Source organism: Actinoplanes sp. SE50/110 (assembly GCF_900119315.1).
Taxonomy (GTDB): Bacteria; Actinomycetota; Actinomycetes; order Mycobacteriales; family Micromonosporaceae; genus Actinoplanes.
In genome coordinates this window covers 8,534,163-8,549,865 of record NZ_LT827010.1, presented here as the reverse complement: position 1 = coordinate 8,549,865, position 15,703 = coordinate 8,534,163, and the positions used below count along the sequence as shown (strand labels likewise).

The 15,703-nt window shown below is 72.6% G+C and carries 13 protein-coding genes; 8 read left to right on the top strand and 5 right to left on the bottom strand.

Features of this window, described 5'->3' with window-relative positions:
• Positions 1-32 precede the first annotated feature (32 nt).
• Positions 33-716: a GPP34 family phosphoprotein gene (locus tag ACSP50_RS38155; protein ID WP_014694681.1), complete on the top strand. Its 684-nt coding sequence runs from the start codon at positions 33-35 to the stop codon at positions 714-716.
• Between the two features lie 43 nt (positions 717-759).
• Here the strand turns inward: ACSP50_RS38155 and ACSP50_RS38150 are convergent, their stop codons facing one another.
• Both ACSP50_RS38150 and ACSP50_RS38145 read right to left on the bottom strand, forming a co-directional pair.
• Positions 760-2,388 (bottom strand): phospho-sugar mutase, encoded by a 1,629-nt coding sequence (locus ACSP50_RS38150; RefSeq protein WP_043512987.1) that lies wholly within the window; start codon positions 2,386-2,388, stop codon positions 760-762.
• A 23-nt stretch (positions 2,389-2,411) separates the two neighbouring features.
• Positions 2,412-4,286 (bottom strand): serine/threonine-protein kinase, encoded by a 1,875-nt coding sequence (locus ACSP50_RS38145; protein ID WP_014694679.1) that lies wholly within the window; start codon positions 4,284-4,286, stop codon positions 2,412-2,414.
• A 174-nt stretch (positions 4,287-4,460) separates the two neighbouring features.
• Between ACSP50_RS38145 and ACSP50_RS38140 the strand changes: the two genes are divergently transcribed.
• Positions 4,461-6,026 (top strand): methylmalonyl-CoA mutase, encoded by a 1,566-nt coding sequence (locus tag ACSP50_RS38140; protein ID WP_014694678.1) that lies wholly within the window; start codon positions 4,461-4,463, stop codon positions 6,024-6,026.
• A 175-nt stretch (positions 6,027-6,201) separates the two neighbouring features.
• Complete coding sequence (locus ACSP50_RS38135; protein WP_014694677.1) at positions 6,202-7,458, top strand: amidohydrolase; 1,257 nt, start codon at positions 6,202-6,204, stop codon at positions 7,456-7,458.
• 337 nt (positions 7,459-7,795) lie between these two features.
• On the opposite strand, the gene ACSP50_RS38130 is transcribed toward ACSP50_RS38135, so the two are convergent.
• Positions 7,796-8,752, bottom strand: a complete 957-nt coding sequence (locus ACSP50_RS38130; RefSeq protein ID WP_014694676.1) for a DUF4349 domain-containing protein — start codon at positions 8,750-8,752, stop codon at positions 7,796-7,798.
• Between the two features lie 108 nt (positions 8,753-8,860).
• Here ACSP50_RS38130 and ACSP50_RS38125 point away from each other — a divergent pair, with 108 nt between their 5' ends.
• From ACSP50_RS38125 to ACSP50_RS38110, 4 genes are all read left to right on the top strand, one after another.
• Complete coding sequence (locus ACSP50_RS38125) at positions 8,861-9,496, top strand: MBL fold metallo-hydrolase (RefSeq protein WP_014694675.1); 636 nt, start codon at positions 8,861-8,863, stop codon at positions 9,494-9,496.
• 125 nt (positions 9,497-9,621) lie between these two features.
• Positions 9,622-10,695 (top strand): hypothetical protein, encoded by a 1,074-nt coding sequence (locus ACSP50_RS38120; protein ID WP_014694674.1) that lies wholly within the window; start codon positions 9,622-9,624, stop codon positions 10,693-10,695.
• A gap of 396 nt (positions 10,696-11,091) precedes the next feature.
• Positions 11,092-11,829 (top strand): hypothetical protein, encoded by a 738-nt coding sequence (locus ACSP50_RS38115; protein WP_014694673.1) that lies wholly within the window; start codon positions 11,092-11,094, stop codon positions 11,827-11,829.
• Positions 11,830-11,887: 58 nt separating this feature from the next.
• Complete coding sequence (locus ACSP50_RS38110) at positions 11,888-12,853, top strand: GNAT family N-acetyltransferase (RefSeq protein WP_014694672.1); 966 nt, start codon at positions 11,888-11,890, stop codon at positions 12,851-12,853.
• Here ACSP50_RS38110 and ACSP50_RS38105 read toward each other — a convergent pair.
• Entirely contained in the window at positions 12,850-13,311 is a 462-nt protein-coding gene (locus tag ACSP50_RS38105; protein ID WP_063714032.1) for a gamma-glutamylcyclotransferase, read from the bottom strand. The genes ACSP50_RS38110 and ACSP50_RS38105 overlap by 4 nt on opposite strands.
• An 86-nt stretch (positions 13,312-13,397) precedes the next feature.
• Between ACSP50_RS38105 and ACSP50_RS38100 the strand changes: the two genes are divergently transcribed.
• Positions 13,398-14,798, top strand: a complete 1,401-nt coding sequence (locus tag ACSP50_RS38100; protein WP_014694670.1) for an NAD(P)H-quinone dehydrogenase — start codon at positions 13,398-13,400, stop codon at positions 14,796-14,798.
• Here the strand turns inward: ACSP50_RS38100 and ACSP50_RS38095 are convergent.
• A complete protein-coding gene (locus tag ACSP50_RS38095; protein WP_014694669.1) occupies positions 14,725-15,402 on the bottom strand; it encodes a DedA family protein in 678 nt (225 codons plus the stop codon). The two genes, ACSP50_RS38100 and ACSP50_RS38095, sit on opposite strands and share 74 nt — an antisense overlap.
• Between the last annotated feature and the right edge of the window lie 301 nt (positions 15,403-15,703).

Here is a 15,703-nt window from a genome sequence, read left to right as displayed (position 1 = left end):
GCGGTCGAGCGCACAGCCGTTATGTTTTCTCCATGACCTCCATTCCGCTCGCCGAGGAACTCCTACTTCTCGCGTACGACGATCAGACGGGTAAAGCGACCGGCTCCCGGATCGGGCTCGATCTCGGCATGGCCGCCGCCGTGCTGATCGATCTCGCGCTGGCGGGCCGGGTCGCCTACGTCGACGGCTACCTGCAGGTCAAGGACGAGACGCCGACCGGCGACACGATCGCCGACGCGGTGCTGACCAAGGTGGCCGGCGACCCGCCGCACACCCCGGCCCAGTGGCTGCAGCGCCTGCGCCACCGGCTGCGCACCCGGGTCCTGGAGGACCTGTGCGCCCGCGGTGTGGTCAAGGACGTGGATGAGACCCAGCTCGACTACATCCACGTGCACCGCTACCCGACCACCGACCCGGCCTTCGAGGCGGAGATCCGCGGCCGTCTGGCCGAGGCGCTCACCTCGGACAAGACGCCGTCCGAGCGCACCGCGGCGCTGTGCACGCTGCTCTGTGCCGCCCGCATGGAGCCGGCCCTGAAACTCCCCGCCGACCAGGCCGAGCAGGCCCACCGCCGGCTTGAGGAGATCTCCGCGGGCGCCGGCTTCGCGGCCGGCGCCAACCTGGAGGACTCCATCGTGCGCCCCAGCGTCGCGCTGGTGGTCGCCACCCTGGGCAAGGCGATCTCAGCCGCCCTCGGCGCTCCCAAGGCGGTCTGACGGCGTTCCCGGGTGTCCGGTCGGACACCCGGGAGGCAACGACCTAGATGCCGAGGACGGCGGCGATCTCGGCGCGCAGCGCGCGCAGGCCGCCGGCCGCACGTTCCCGGGCCGCGGCCACGTCACCGTCGCCGACCGGCTCGACCACTTCCAGGTACGCCTTGAGTTTCGGCTCGGTGCCGGACGGCCGGATCACCACCCGGACGGCGTCGGTGCGGAAGGTCAGCACGTCGTTCTCCGGCAGCAGGTCGGTGACCGAGCCGATCGGCTCGCCGAGCAGGGTGGCCGGCGGCCGCCGGCGGGCCCGGGTCATCGCCGCGCCGATCTCGGCCAGGTCGTCGACCCGCATCGAGAGCTGATCGGTGGCGTGCACGCCGAACTCGACGGCCAACTCGTCCAGCCGGTCGGCCAGCGTCCGGCCCCGCGCCTTGAGCCCGGCGGCCAGCTCGGCCGCGGTCAGCGCCGCGGTGATCCCGTCCTTGTCCCGCACCATGGCCGGGGCGACGCAGTAGCCGAGCGCCTCCTCGTAGCCGAAGGCCAGGTCGTCGGCCGCCCGGACGATCCACTTGAAGCCGGTCAGCGTCTCCGCGTACGGCACCCCCCGGGCCGCACACAACCGGCCCAGCAGCGTCGACGAGACGATCGTGGTGGCGTACACGCCGGGCGTGCCGCGCCGGATCAGATGGTCGGCGAGCAGCACCCCGAGCTCGTCGCCGCGCAGCGGCCGCCACGCGCCGTCCGGGCCGGGGATCGCCACCGCGCAGCGGTCCGCGTCCGGGTCGTTGGCGATCGCCAGGTCGGCCCCGGTCGCCCCGGCCAGCGCGACCAGGTGGTCCATCGCGCCCGGCTCCTCCGGGTTGGGGAACGCCACGGTCGGGAACTCCGGGTCCGGCTCGGCCTGGTCGGCGACCACGGCCGGGGCGGCGAACCCGGCGGCGTCGAATGCGGCGGCCAGCGTGGTGCCACCGACGCCGTGCAGCGGGGTGTAGGCGATCGCCAGATCCCGCGGCCCGCCCGAGGTGAGCACGGCGGCGGCGTTCGCGACGTACGCCGCGATGATGTCCTCGCCCAGGACCGTGCCCGCGTCGCCCAGCGGGACCGCGGCGGCGCTCGGGACCGCCCGGATGGCCGCCTCGATGCCGGCGTCGGCGGGCGGCACGATCTGCGCACCGTCCCCGAGGTAGACCTTGTAGCCGTTGTCCTGCGGCGGGTTGTGGCTGGCGGTGACCATCACCCCGGCCACCGCGCCCAGCGCCCGCACCGCGTAGGCCAGCACCGGCGTCGGCAGCACCCGGGGCATCAGGAACGCGGCGCGCCCGGCGGCGGTCGCCACCCGGGCGGTCTGCTCGGCGAACGCGCGAGAGCCGTGCCGGGCGTCGAAGCCGATCACCAGCGGCCCCTCGCCGCCCTGCTGGGCCAGCCAGGCCACCAGGCCGGCCGCGGCCCGGGTGACCACCGCGAGGTTCATCCCGTTCGGTCCGGCCCGCAACCGGCCGCGCAGCCCGGCGGTGCCGAAGGTGAGCGGTCCGGCGAACCGGTCGCGCAGCTCCCCGGCGGTGGCCGGGAGCGCGTCGATCAGCGCGCGCAACTCAGCCCGGCTCGACGGATCGGGATCGTCCGCGAGCCAGGCCTCGGCGGCCGCCCTCAACTCAATATCAACTTCTGGTGCCATTACGGATTGATAGCACAACCCGGTCAGAGGTTGAGCTGGAAGCTGTCCGCCATGGCGTCGAAGTACTTCCTGCTGCCGTCGAACTCGGCCGCCGGGGTGGTCAGGAAGAAGGAGTACATCGTGCCGTTGACCTGGGTCATCCGCCAGATCCCGTGCCGCATCGCGTCGCCGGTGCCGCACGTGTATTCCAGCTGGGCGGCCGGGTGCCCGGAGATCTGCAGGTTGGTGTCGGTGCCGACGGCCTTGAACGGCTTCGGGCAGTTCGCCGACTTCTTCAGCCCGTTCGGGGCGATCTCGGTGACGAAGTGCTCGGGCGTCGACTTGCCCGACTCGGCCAGCACCCGCACCTTGCGCAGCTTGTCGGCCGGGTCGACGTAGTCGACGTAGGTCCCGCCGGCGGCCCTGGTCCAGCCGGCCGGCACCTTCACCGAGATCGCCTTGCTGCCCTTGTAGTCCTGGGTTCCGGCGGCCACGCCGCCACCCGGCGCCGCGGCACCGGTCTGCGGTCCGGCGACCGGGGTCTGCACGGCCGCACCGCCGTCCCCGCCGCCGGTCAACGAGACGATCAGGATCAGCGCCAGCACCGCGGCCGCCGCGCCACCGCCGACCGCCAGCCGCTTGTTGCGCGGCCAGCCCAGGAAGGTGGCCCGGGCCCTGGCGGTCGCGTCCTTGACGGTCTGCGTGGCGTTCTGCACCGCCATCCGGCGCTTGGCGGCCGGGCTGGTCACCACGGTGCCCGGCCGGGTGGCCTGGGGCAGTTGGTGCGCCGGCATGGTGCCGGTCGGGAAACCCGCGTCGGCCGGCTCCGGGGCGCGCCGGCGGCCGCCACCGGTGCTGTTCTGCTGTTCCAGCTTGGTCAGGTGGTCGGTGAGCGACTCGCCGGGCGCGAGCATGGCCCGGCCGCCGATCTGACCGCTGGGCTGCGGCGGGATCTGCTGGGTGGCGGCCGGCGGCGGCGACACCGGCCGCGGCGAGGGCACCACCGAATACGGGTCGGTCATCATGTGCGGCGGGCTCTTGCTGGCCAGCGGGCCGGCCAGCTGCTGGCGCAGCAGGGTGCGGGCGGTCTGCACGTCCATCCGCTGGGCCGGGTTCTTCTCCAGCAGGCCCATCAGCACCGGGGTGAGCGAACCGGCCCGCATCACCGGGGCCGGCGGGTCCTCGACCACCGCGTGCATGGTCTCGATCGGGTCACCCTTGTCGAACGGCGGGCGGCCCTCGATCGCCGTGTACAGCGTGACGCCCAGCGAGAACAGGTCGCTGGGCGGCCCGAAGTCCTGGCCCATGGCCCGCTCCGGGGAGATGAAGTGCGGCGAGCCGAGCACCATGCCGGGCGTGGTCAGCTGCACGTCGGTGGGCATCCGGGCGACGCCGAAGTCGGTCAGCACGCAGCGGCCGTCGTTGCAGATCAGCACGTTGGCCGGCTTGACGTCGCGGTGCAGCACGCCGTGCGCGTGGGCCACCTCGAGCGCGCCGAGCAGCGCGATGCCGATCTTGGCGACCACCCGGGGCGCGACCGGCCCGTCCTCGATCACCATGTCGGCCAGGCTGCGCGCGTCCAGCAGCTCCATCACGATCCACGGCCGGCCGTTCTCGTGCACCACGTCGTAGACCTGGACCACCGCGGGGTGCTGCAGGGCGGCGGCGGCACGGGCCTCGCGCATGGTGCGCTCGTACATCGCGTCGCGGTCGCTGGGCGCCAGCCCCGGCGGGAGGATGACCTCCTTGATCGCCACGTCCCGGCGCAGCAGCGTGTCCGCCGCCCGCCAGACCGTGCCCATGCCGCCGTGACCCACCGCGGCACGCAGCGTGTACCGCCCGCCGATCAGCGTGCCGGGGGCCGCGCGCCCGTTGAGGGAGGCCGCGTCACCGCTGCTCCACGTCGGAATCTGAGTCACTGAGGATGCCACCGAGGGGGTCTAGGGGGCCGGGGTCTGACCCAGCTATCTTGCCCGCTCGCCAGCCGCAACGAAAGTCACGCCCGGACTGTTCACCAGGAAACGACCCTGGGTAGCGGCCGGGTGGCCGAACGTGGACGCCACCGGGCACTGAACGAGCCTTAGGATCACCACGTGAACGCAGAGTCGGGTTTCACCATCAAACCGGTCTACGGGCCGGACGACGTGCCTTCGGCGGCCGGGTCCGATCAGCCGGGCGAGTTCCCCTACACCCGCGGCGTGTACCCGACGATGTACACGAAGCGCCCGTGGACCATGCGGCAGTACGCCGGCTTCGGCACCGCCGCCGAGTCCAACGCCCGGTACCACCAGCTGCTCAAGGCCGGCACGATGGGTCTGTCGGTGGCCTTCGACCTGCCCACCCAGATGGGGTACGACTCGGACGAGCCGATCGCGCACGGCGAGGTCGGCAAGGTCGGGGTGGCCGTCGACTCGATCGACGACATGCGGCAGCTGTTCGCCGGCATCCCGCTCGACCAGGTCTCCACCTCGATGACGATCAACGCGCCCGGTTCGGTGCTGCTGCTGCTCTATCAGCTGGTCGCCGAGGAGCAGGGGGTGCCCGGGGCGGCCCTGCAGGGCACCATCCAGAACGACATCCTCAAGGAGTACGTGGCCCGCGGGACCTACATCTTCCCGCCCAAGCCGTCGCTGCGGCTGGTGGCCGACACGTTCGCCTACTGCCGGACCGAGATCCCCAAGTGGAACACCATCTCGATCTCCGGCTACCACATGGCCGAGGCCGGCGCCACGCCCGTGCAGGAGATCGCCTTCACGCTGGCCAACGGCATCGAGTACGTGCGCGCCGCGATCGCCGCGGGCCTGGCCGTCGACGACTTCGCGCCGCGCCTGAGCTTCTTCTTCGTGGCCCGCACCACGCTGCTGGAGGAGATCGCCAAGTTCCGCGCGGCCCGCCGGATGTGGGCCCGGATCATGCGCGACGAGTTCGGCGCCAAGGACCCGAAGTCGATGATGCTGCGCTTCCACACCCAGACCGCCGGCGTGCAGCTGACCGCCCAGCAGCCGGAGGTCAACCTGATCCGGGTGGCGATCCAGGCGCTCGGGGCGATCGCCGGCGGCACCCAGTCGCTGCACACCAACTCGTACGACGAGGCGATCGCGCTGCCCACCGAGAAGTCCGCCCGGTTGGCGCTGCGCACCCAGCAGGTGCTCGCCTACGAGAGCGGGCTGACCGGCACGGTCGACCCGTTCGCCGGGTCGTACGCGGTGGAGGCACTGACCGACCAGGTGGAGCGGGAGGCCACCGCGCTGATCGAGCGGGTCTTCGAGTACGGCTCCGCGGTCGACGCGATCGAGCAGGGCTTCCAGAAGAGCGAGATCGAGCAGTCGGCCTACCGGATCGCCAACGAGATCGACGGCGGCGAGCGGGTGGTGGTCGGCGTCAACCGGTTCACCGCGGAGGCCGAGGAGAAGTACGAGCCGCTGCGCGTCGACCCGGCGATCGAGGCGGCCCAGGCGGCCCGGCTGGCCACCCTGCGGGCCGAGCGGGACGACCCGGCCGTGCAGGCGGCGCTGGCGGATCTGGCGAAGGCTGCCGCCGGGACGGCAAACGTCCTACCGTCGATGAAGGAAGCGTTGCGTCTGCGCGCTACTGTCGGTGAGGTCTGCCACACCCTCCGTGGGGTGTGGGGCGTATATCGACCGGTCGAGCGTTTCTAGACGTACTCATGGTGTGTCACGTCACCCTCGTGATTCGTTACCCGTTGGTGGGCTGGCGGGCCTACTCCCGCCGCCCGGCACGTTTACGCGACCGTTACATAGTGTGACGAAAAACGGACTAAGCTGTCGCGCGTCGCAAAACCCGACGAACTTAGAGAGTGATCTGGAACCCGACGTGACTACTGCTCTGACGGCGCCCGACGGCGCCGATACGGCGTGGCCCGAGCCTCTGCCCGGCGCCGACCCCCTACCCGGCCAGCTCGACCGCTGGCTCGCCGCCCGGGGAGCCGAGCTGGTAGCGATCCGTCGGCACATCCACGCCCACCCGGAACGATCACACTCCGAGTTCGAGACCGCGGCCCTGATCGCCCGCGAACTCACCCTGGCCGGCCTCAGTCCGCGGCTGATGCCCCGCGGCAACGGCGTCATCTGCGACATCGGCGAGGGCGACCGGGTCGTCGCCTTCCGCGCCGACCTGGACGCGCTGCCGCTGCACGACCTCAAGGACGTGCCGTACCGCAGCACCGTGGAGAAGGTCGCCCACGCCTGCGGCCACGACGTGCACACCACCATCCTGCTCGGCCTCGGGCTGGCCCTGGCCCAGCTGCACGAGCAGGGCGAGCTTCCGGGCCGGGTGCGGCTGCTGTTCCAGCCGGCCGAGGAGCACATCCCGTCCGGCGCCCCCGAGGTGATCGCCGCCGGCGGCCTCAAGGACGTCGCCGCGATCTACGCCCTGCACTGCTACCCGCAGCTGCCGGCCGGCCTGGTCGGGGTCCGCTCCGGCCCGTTCACCGCGGCCGCCGACACGATCAGGGTGAAACTGTCCGGCCCCGGCGGGCACACCGCTCGGCCGCACCTGACCGCCGACCTGGTGCACGCGCTCGGGCGGGTCATCGTCGACGTGCCGGCGCTGCTCGACCGCCGGGTCGACCCGCGCGCCGGCGTCTCCCTGGTCTGGGGGTCGGTCCACGCCGGCCAGGCGTTCAACGCCATCCCCGGCACCGGCGAGGCCAGCGGCACGGTCCGCATCCTCAACCGGGACGCCTGGCGCGAAGCCCCCGAGATGATCACCAAACTGATCCACGACGTGGTCGCCGCGACCGGCGCCGGCGTCGAGGTCGAATACCGGCGCGGCGTCCCGCCGGTGATCAACGACCGGATGGCGACCGCGGTCATCGCGGGCGCCGCCGGGGCCGCACTCGGCGCCGACCGGGTCGTCGAGGCCGAGATCAGCATGGGCGGCGAGGACTTCTCGTTCTACCTGGAGCACGTCCCGGGCGCGATGATCCGGCTCGGGACCGGGGTGCCGGGGTCGGACGTGCGGCACGACCTGCACCAGGGGGATTTCGACGTGGACGAGGCGTGCATCGGGCACGGCATCCGGGTGATGGCGCACACCGCGCTCGCCGCCCTCTCGACCGGCGCCTTCTGACGGTTCGTCCGCTTACCGCAAGATCTAGATGTCATGCGCCGCGGCCGATGACCGATCGCCGCTCATCGGTGGACCCTTGTTGTTGCCCGGCACCTCTGAGCTGGGTGGCACCGCGGGTGGGCACGGACACCGCACCGCTGCCACCCCTGAGCTGGGTGGCATCCGCGGGTGGGCGCGGACACCGCACCGCTGCCACCCCGGACCGCCCCGGGCCCCGGGTCCGGGCGGGTCCGGGCGGGTCCGGGCCGGTCCGGGCCGGTCGTTGCCGGTGTGGCGCGCGGCTCCGGCGTGCCCGCACCCGTCGTGTCGCGGGTTGCGTGGCGACGGTGCGGGCCGGCTACGGGGTGGGGAGCTGGGGGGTGGAGCGGGCGCGGCGGTAGCGGCGGGTGAAGTACCAGAGGGCCCAGGCCGGCACGCCGAGGACCAGGAACCAGGGGAGCAGGGCGCCCAGGACGGTCAGCAGGACCGACAGCGAGGCGACCAGGGCGTGCCAGCCGTTCCTGAGGCCGCTGAGGAAACCGGGGGAGGCGGCGGCCGGGGCGGCCACCGCGGCGTCCGGACCGAGCAGGACGACGGTGACCGTGCTCAGCGCGGTCAGGTCGGCGAGGCGGCGCTTCTTGGCCTGCAGCGAGGCCAGGTCGGACTCCCGGGTGGCGACCTCCTTCTCCAGCATGACCAGGTCGCTCAGCGACTTGGCCTGGGCCAGCAGCTTGCGGCCGGAGTCGACCCGGGCCTGCTGGACGGCGAGTCGGGCGTCCAGGTCGACGACCTCCTCGGTGACGTCCTGGGTGTTGATCGCCCGGTTCTTCTCGACCCCCAGCCCGGCGATCTGCTGCAGCGCCGCGCTGAACTTGGCGGCCGGGATCCGCAGGGTCAGGGTGGCGGTGGCGGCGCCGCTGTTGCCGCTCTGCCGGTCGTCGCCACCGACGAAGCCGCCCGTCCCGGCCGCGATGCCGGTGGCCTGCGCGGCCGCCGCGTTCACGTCCTTGACCTGCACGGTGATCGACCCGGTGTAGATGATCGACCGCTGGTCCACGCTCAGGTTCGGCGACTCGGCCGGGGTGTCCTTACCCTGTGCCGTGCTCCGCTGGCCGGCCCCGACGCTGTCCTGCGCGGTGCCGCTGTCCGCCTTCCCGCCCGCGGCGGCCTCGGCGGGCGCCGCGTTGCCCCCGGCCGGCGCGGCCGCTCTGTCGCTGCTCGCCGACGAGTCCGAGGAATCCCCCGAACCGCAACCGGCCAGCAGGGCGCCGCACAGCAGCACGGCGCCGGCCAAGGTGTAACCCCGTTTCCGCATCACCACTCCGATCGTCGCTACGACTGACCGCTGGGACGTACGGCGGGTCCCGTCCGGTTCCGGCAGACTGCGAGATGACCGGTCACGATTCAGTAGCGGAGGAATCCCGTGCGCGTCACGAAGCTCACCCACGCCTGTCTGCGGATCGAGGGAGCGGGGGTGCTGGTCGTCGATCCGGGTGAATTCTCCGAGAAGTCGGCATTGGACGGTGCCGACGCCGTGGTCATCACCCACGAGCACTTCGACCACCTGGACGTCGCCGCGCTCACCGAAGCCGTCCGGCGCCGGCCGGAGCTCCGGATCTTCTCGCACGCCGCGGTGCTCGCCCAGCTCGGCGAGATCGCCGAGGCGACCACCGAGGTGCGGCCGGGCGACGAGTTCCGGGCCGCCGGATTCACCCTCCGGGCGTACGGCGGGCAGCACGCGGTGATCCACCCGTACATTCCGCGGATCGCCAACCTCGGCTATCTGATCGACGACGGAGCCGGCAGCCTCTACCACCCGGGTGACTCGTTCGTGGCGCCGGACGGCGCGCCGGTCGACACCCTCTGCGTGCCGCTGAACGCGCCGTGGATGAAGGTGTCCGAGGCGATCGAGTTCGCCCGCGCGGTCAAGCCGGGCCGGGCCATCGCCATCCACGACGGCCTGCTCAACGACCGCGGCGCGGCGATCTCGGACGGCCACCTGGAGAGGTTCTCCGAAACCCGCTACCAGCACGTCGCCCCGGGTACCACGCTCACCTGACCCGCCCGCCGGTCGGCCGGCTGGTCCGCGTGGTGGTGCCGCGCGGGAGGGGGCGACAATGCGAGCCGGCCCGTGGGTATCGGCGGTACGGAAGGGGTTCGGCTGAAGTGCGAGGAGCCGCTGGTGTGCCTGAGGTGATCGACGACGTGGTGCGGCGGCTGTACGAGGAGCCGCCGGAAGGTTTCGTGGCGACCAGGGCGGCCGCGATCGAGGCGGCCCGGGCGGCCGGCGACCGGGATGCGGCCAAGCGGCTGGCCGCGCTGAAGAAGCCGACCGTGGCGGCCTGGGTGGTCAATCTGCTCGCCCGCCGGCGGCCGGATCTGATCGGTGACCTGGTGGAGCTGTCCGCGGCGCTGCGGGCCGCCCAGCGGGAACTGCAGGGTGACCAGCTGCGGGAGTTGTCCCAGCAGCGGCGGGCGTTCGTGTCGGCGCTGGTCGCCGAGGCCCGCAAGCTGGCCGTGGCGGCCGGCGCCGGGGCCGGGAAGCTGCCGCTGGGCGAGGTGGAGACCACGCTGACCGCGGCGCTGTCCGATCCGGAGGTCGCCGAGCAGGTGCGCACCGGGCGGCTGATCCGGTCGGCGGCTTATGCCGGCTTCGGCGAGGTGCCGCGTCCCCGGCTGCGGTTGATCAGCGGCGGCGAGGACGCCGACGTGACCGAGGACGACGAGGACGCCGACGCGAGCGATCCGGTTGACGAGCCGGCCGCGACCGGGCGATCCAGCCGTGGTGACGCGAGCGATCCGGCTGACGGGCCGGCCGCGACCTGGCGATCCAGCCGTGGCGACGCGGGCCGGAAAGGCGCGGGTCCCGACGAATCGGATCCGGACGAGGCGGCGCGGCGCGAGGCGGCCCGGAACGAGGCGGCACGCGAGGCGGAGGCGCGGGAACGGGCGGCCCGGGAACGCCGGCGCCGCGAGGAGGAGCGGCGGCGCCGCGATCTGGAACGCGACCTGGCCGCCGCGGAAGCCGCCGAGCGCCGCGCCGACGAACACCTCAACCGCGCCGAGGAAGCCGAACGAGACGCCCAGCACCTGGTGGACGACCTGGACGCGGAACTGGCCGAGCTGGAACGCCGCCGCACCGAGGCGGTCGCCGACGTGGCCCGCCGCAAACAGGCCCGCCGCACGGCCGAACGCGAGTCCGCCGCCGCCCGTCGTCGCGTCGGCGACGTTCAGGCCGCCCTCGACGACCTCCCCTGACCAGCCGGCGCCCAGGCTGGTCACAGGATCCGCCGCGCCACGAGGAGCAGCAGCCGAAGGCCACGCCGCGGCTCGCCCCACCACAGTCGCCATGCTGGGTTCGCCGGCCACGGTGCGGGCCGGCCGGGGTCCAGGGGCGCGGGGCGGTCCGGGGTGGCAGCGGTGTCGCGTCCGTGCCCACCCTCGGACGTCGCCCTTGCGGGCCGGGCGCTCTGGACGCGCAGCGGCCAGCCCGGCCCGCAAGGGTCCCGGCGGGAGCAGCGATCAGTTATCGGCCGCAGCGCACGACATCTGCTCCATGAATTTGATCTTGACCTTGGGGCGCGGCGCATTCAGCCCGGGGATTGTGGATACGGTGGATTTTGTAAATCGGTCAGGCGGGGCAGAATCGGGCGGGTGACCCCCGAACAGGCTGCCGCCAACGCCAAGGCGAGCCTCGCCGCCATCGTCGGCGCCTTCGCCGAATCCCCGCAGACCCTGCGCCGCGCGCGGCTGCTCGGGCTCTCCGGCTGGGCCTATCACGTGTCGGCCCGGGCCGGTGCGCTCGGTGACGTGCGGCCGGAGACGGTCGCGGCCGCGGTGGCGTTCATCGCGCCGGAGGCGGTCACCGAGGGCTGGGAGGCGACCGCGAAGAGTTCGCAGCCGTCCGAGGTGGCCACCTGGCACCTGCGCGAGCTGTGCACCTGGGGTGCGGAGCAGGTGGGCGGCTTCCCGCGGCTGACCCGGCTGCTGGAGCTGGCCGAGCGGGTGGTGGGCGCGGTCGACCCGGCCGGGCTGCCGCTGTTCGCGGCCTGGCGGGCGATGCCGGTGCCGAGCCAGGAGCCGGGGGCCCGCGCCGCGATGCTGCTGCACCTGCTGCACGAGCACCGGCAGGGGGTGTACGTGATCGCGGTCCGCGCCGGGGGCCTGACCCCGCTGGAGGCGATCATGGCGGGGCCGGAGGGGGAGACCGGGGCGGTGGCGCTCGGCTGGCAGGCGCCGTATCCGTCGGCCGGCCCGCTGGTGCGCCGGCTGATGTGGGCCGAGGCGGTGGCGAATTCGTTGGCCGGGCAGGCCTACGGCACCCTGGACCGGCCGGAGCGGGTGGAGTTCGCCGGGCTGCTGGAGTCGCTCGGGCATCGGCTGGTCCGCTGAGGCACCACGGGGTGAAACCGGTTGGCAGAGAACCGCGGGCCGTGGTCGGATGCCAGCCATGACCGCGCTTCCGGACGGCTGGACCACACGCCGGCCCACCCTCGACGACGTGCCGCTGATTCTGGAGCTGGTGCACGCCAGTGACATCGCCGCGGTCGGTGAGCCCGACTTCAGCGCCGACGAGGTGCGCGACGAGCTGACCGGGCCGCACACCGACATGAGCCGCGACTCGTGGCTGGCCTTCGACGACGCCGGGCGGCTGGCCGGCTGGGCCTATCCGCGGAACCCGACCGGCCAGGCCCGGGACTTTCTGGAGGTCTACGTGTGGCCGGGGCGCGGCGTGCCGGCCCAGCGCCCGCTGCTCGACCTGATGATGGGGCGGATGGCCGAGCGGGCCGCCGAACTGGGCCACGACCCGTACACGGTGCGGGCCGGCGCGATCCCGACCGAGACGGAGTACATCGAGGCGCTGACCGCGGCCGGCTTCACCTTCCTCAAGCAGCACGCGCGGATGCGGATGTCGCTGGACGGGATCGGCGCCGAGGCGCCGCGCCCGCCGGCCGGGGTGACGATCCGCCCGGTGCGCCACGACGACGAGGCCGAGCTGCGCCGCTTCCACGCGGTGATCGAGGAGGCGTTCCTCGACTCCGACCATCCGGCGATGAGCTTCGACGACTGGCGGCGGCAGGCCGCGACCGGCGGCCCGGTGCCGTACGACGAGTGGTTCGTGGCGGAGGCGGACGGCGAGCTGGCCGGGGTGCTGCAGTCCACCGAGCCGGAGGACCGCGACGAGGGCTGGGTGCGCTATCTGGGGGTGCTCCGGCCGTACCGCAAGCGGGGTGTCGGTGAGGCGCTGCTGCGCCGCGCCTTCGCCGCCTACGCCGGGAAGGGGCGGTCCGCGGCCGGGCTCGGGGTGGACATGGCGAACCCGACCGAGGCCGCACGCCTCTACCGGAAGGTCGGGATGACCCCGCTCTACCGGGCGAATGTGTACCAGACCACCGTGCCGGCGGCCCGGGCCTAGCTTTCCGGGGACGCCGTCCCGGTCGGACGGTGCCGCAGGTCGCTGACGTAGTCGTCGGGCGCGCCCGCCTTCTCCGCCGCGGTGGCGATCTCGGAGAGATACCACGCGGTGGGCAGGCCGCCCTCGTAACCGGCGAAGACGTACACCCAGGCGGGCACCTCACCGTCAAGGGTCGATACACGCACGGTGAGTTTCTGGTACGTCCCGGCGGGCACCCCCTCGACCTCGTCGAGTTGTGCCGCATCCCACGGATGCACGTCGTAGAGGGAGACGAAGACACGGTCGCCGGGCGACTCGACGATCGTCGTCACGGCACCCTCCCAGCCCATTTCCCCTTCTCCGGCAAAGGTCAGGCGCCAGCCTTCGATCCACCCCACGCCGACCATCGGCGAGTGCGGACAGTAGGCCAGCATGCGGGCTGGGTCCAGATTCGAGCCATACGCGGCGTAGTGACGCACGGCGACGACGATAGTCGTAACGACGGTCGGTGAGAATATGAGAAGTGCGTGTCGGCACAGATGCACTTATTGGAGGTCGGGTAATCGTGAGTCGGATCGTGATCATCGGTGGGGGACCGGGCGGCTATGAGGCGGCTCTGGTCGCCGCGCAGCTCGACGCCGATGTGACCCTGGTCGAGGCGGACGGTCCCGGTGGCGCCTGCGTGCTGACCGACTGTGTCCCGTCCAAGACGTTCATCGCCAGCTCCGAGGTGATGACCGGATACCGCCACAACGACCGGTTCGGGATCCGCTCCCGCGGCCTGGACGGGGTGAGCGTCGACGCGACCGCGGTCAACGAGCGGGTCAAGAAACTCGCCCTGGCCCAGTCCGGCGACATCCAGACCAAGCTGGTCAAAGCCGGTGTCGACGTGGTGCACGGCCGGGCCCGGCTGGGCGAGGACCGGCTCGGCCACACCCATCAGGTGCTGATCACCCCGCACGAGGGCAGGCCGTACGCGGTCGAGGCGGACACCGTGCTGCTGGCCACCGGCGCCACCCCGCGGGTGCTGCCGACCGCCCGCCCGGACGGCGAGCGCATCCTCGACTGGCGGCAGGTGTACGACCTGACCGAGCTCCCCGAGCACCTCGTGGTGATCGGTTCCGGTGTCACCGGTGCCGAGTTCGCCAGCGCGTACCTGGCGATGGGCGTGCAGGTGACGCTCGTCTCCAGCCGCGAACGGGTGATGCCGCACGAGGACGCGGACGCCGCGATGGCGATCGAGCGGGTCTTCCGCGAGCGCGGGATGACCATTCTCAGCCAGGCCCGGGGTGACTCGGTGGTGAACACCGGCACCGGCGTGCGGGTCACCCTGGCCGACGGCCGGGTGGTCGACGCCTCGCACGCGCTGATCGCCGTCGGTGCCATCCCGAACACCCGGGACCTCGGCCTGGCGGAGTACGGCGTGGCGGTCGGCCAGGGTGGCTACGTCACCGTGGACCGGGTGTCGCGGACCAACGTGCCGGGCATCTACGCCGCCGGTGACTGCACCGGGGTGCTGCCACTGGCCAGCGTCGCGGCGATGCAGGGCCGGATCGCGATCTGGCACGCCATGGGGGAGGCGGTCGCCCCGCTGCGGCTGCGCACCGTCTCGGCGAACGTGTTCACCGACCCGGAGCTGGCCACCGTCGGCGTTTCGCAGAACGAGGTGGACTCCGGGCGCACCCCGGCCCGCCAGGTGATGCTGCCGCTGACCGGCAACGCCCGGGCCAAGATGGCCGACCTGCGGGACGGTTTCGTCAAACTGTTCTGCCGGCCGGCGACCGGTCAGATCGTCGGCGGGGTGGTGGTCGCTCCGAAGGCGAGCGAACTGATCCTGCCGATCACCATGGCGATCGAGAACAACCTGACCGTGGACCAGCTGGCCCATACCATCACGATCTATCCGTCGCTGTCGGGTTCGATCGCGGAAGCGGCTCGTCAGCTGATGCAGCACGAGATCCAGTAGCCGACTCGCGGCCCCCGAAAAGGGCGAGGATCCAGCCGGCCGTCCCGAAGATCAGGGCCGCGCCGGCCGCGATCGCGAACAGCCGCCAGGCCGACTGGGTGACCGCGGTGCCGCCCAGATGCCCGACCAGGCCGCCGTAACCGGCCCAGCAGAGGGCGGCGCCGAGGTCGTATGCCACGAAGAGCCGCATCGGGTAGCCGGTGCGGCCCGCGTGGTAGCCGGACGCCATCCGGCCGCCCGGGACGAACCGGCAGAGCAGCACCACCAGCGGCCCCGGCTTGCGCAGGCCGCGGGTGAACCGCTCGGCTGCCTGCCGGGTGCGGGAGTCGGTGGTGCGCGGGGCGAACCGGGCGTGCAGCGCGCTCAGGCGATGCCCGGTGGAGCGGCCCAGCAGGAAGGCGATCAGGTCGCCGGTGAACATGCCGAGCGCGCCGATCGCGATGACCACACCCAGGTGCAGGTGACCGTAGACGGTCAGCGCACCGGTAGTGATCATGATGGCCTGGATCGGGACGACCGGGATCAGTGCATCGACCGCCAGAAATCCGAACAGTGCGAGGTAGACCAGTACCGGTGAGGCCACCATCGTCAGCAGTTCGGTCATTGCAGGGGCCACCTCGCGGTTTCAGGGCTCCCGGCATTGTCCGGGAGCGCACCTGAGAGGGCGCTGTGTTCAGCATGCGCCACGGGAATCGGGACAGACAGTGATGCCCGCCACGGTACGACCGAAAGGTCCCGTCCCGCCCCCGGTTTTCTCGGTGTCCCCGACGGCGGGGCGTACCGTTGGCGGTGCCCGCGGGCTCGGATCTCCCCGGTTCGGTGCCGCGGCCGCGGGCCGCCGGTAGGTCCCGTATCGGCGGCCCGTCCCAGCGGCCACCCGGCATCTTGTCGCTGCCTAGTTATCC

What these genes read in the sequence shown, in the direction of transcription:
- ACSP50_RS38095 (WP_014694669.1), bottom strand. Translation starts at nt 15,402, where the DNA reads ATGACCGAACTGCTGACGATGGTGGCCTCACCGGTACTGGTCTACCTC.
- ACSP50_RS38150 (WP_043512987.1), bottom strand. Translation starts at nt 2,388, where the DNA reads ATGGCACCAGAAGTTGATATTGAGTTGAGGGCGGCCGCCGAGGCCTGG.
- ACSP50_RS38130 (WP_014694676.1), bottom strand. Translation starts at nt 8,752, where the DNA reads ATGCGGAAACGGGGTTACACCTTGGCCGGCGCCGTGCTGCTGTGCGGC.
- ACSP50_RS38155 (WP_014694681.1), top strand. Translation starts at nt 33, where the DNA reads ATGACCTCCATTCCGCTCGCCGAGGAACTCCTACTTCTCGCGTACGAC.
- ACSP50_RS38110 (WP_014694672.1), top strand. Translation starts at nt 11,888, where the DNA reads ATGACCGCGCTTCCGGACGGCTGGACCACACGCCGGCCCACCCTCGAC.